The sequence below is a fragment of the Brevundimonas sp. GN22 genome, assembly GCF_054824005.1.
Map to the genome: position 1 here is coordinate 1 of NZ_JSYD01000175.1, position 1,232 is coordinate 1,232.

A 1,232-nucleotide genomic window follows, 5' to 3' on the forward strand; every position below is an offset into this window, starting at 1 on the left:
ACGTGTTCGAGTCACGTAAGCGGCACCACCCTTTCCAGCAGTGTATGAACTTCCCCTAAGGCTAAAGTGCCTTTGGCTAGACTCCGTCGTGGGTTCCTAGTGGGCGAGCTTTGGGCGTTGATTAGGACTTCACCCTACTGAACAGCCTTTCAACCCCAGCGCTATAGCCACTTGGTAAAACCATACGCTGCTGAAGGCGGTCGAGGCGGGTGCAGCGAAGCACAAGGCTTGGTGAAGACACCTCCGCCCCTTACTGGTCTCAGCTGTCTCAGCTATATAAGGGGCGGATACTTACAACAACAATCAGTATTTAAATACATTTTATTGTTGATGCTCAAGCGCCAACACGGAGCAATCATCGTAAGATATAAATGCCTTTACTTGAGAAGTACGAATCGCACCATATCCATTTTCAGCCCTATAAGTCATAATAAATACAGGTTTTGCTAAATTTTCATTAAACACAGTATTTACATGCTCAAAAGATCTAGGATTGTGTAAATCATTCCTAATTCTAGACACAAGGCTTGGAACTTGCCCTCGCCAATTAATGCAATTTTTCAAATCTGCTTTAATATTATGGGAATTTTCTTTTATATCATTCAGTCGATTTTCTGCTTCGACTTTCCTTATTTTTTCTAATTTTTTGTCAGATTCAATTTTCTCTAGCTCTTTTTTTCTAGCTCCCCACTCAACGCCATCAGGAGTTTTGATAAACTCATTCATAACAAGGCTATGAGAAATCAATGAAGCTAAAAATGTCCCCAAAATGCCAGAAATTATAAGATTATGATTTTTCTTTGAAAACATCTTCCATACAAATGGAAATAGAAAAACACACAATAAAGTAAATATAGAAATTATAACTAAATGAATACTAACATTTACACCGGATTTCCATATCATTGCTCCGAACCCCCAAAGCGTAAGCGCTGTTAAAGCCGCAACAGCAAGGCCAAGCCATTTGATGGCTATTTTCAGCACTTGCATGGCACGCTTTATTTCATCCGAAAGTGAGCTTCTCTGCATAACAGTCCCCCCCTATAATACCGTTGATATTGCTAGATAACGCAGCACCACGAACGAGGCTAGTTTTTGGGGCCGCTATAGACCAGTGTGGGTCGTCGATGGGACAGGCACAAACCTCACCAATAGCCCCATCAATACATTGTAATATATAAACTTTAAGCGCCGCTTCCCGAGATTTCGTAATGCGGGGGTCACGTGTTCGA

1 protein-coding gene is annotated in these 1,232 nt (G+C 41.6%); it reads right to left on the reverse strand.

All coding sequences use genetic code 11. The features are described from left to right. Positions 1 to 321 precede the first annotated feature (321 nt). Positions 322 to 990, reverse strand: coding sequence for a hypothetical protein (locus tag OB03_RS14645; RefSeq protein WP_461344658.1), 669 nt, complete (start codon positions 988 to 990; stop codon positions 322 to 324). Between the last annotated feature and the right edge of the window lie 242 nt (positions 991 to 1,232).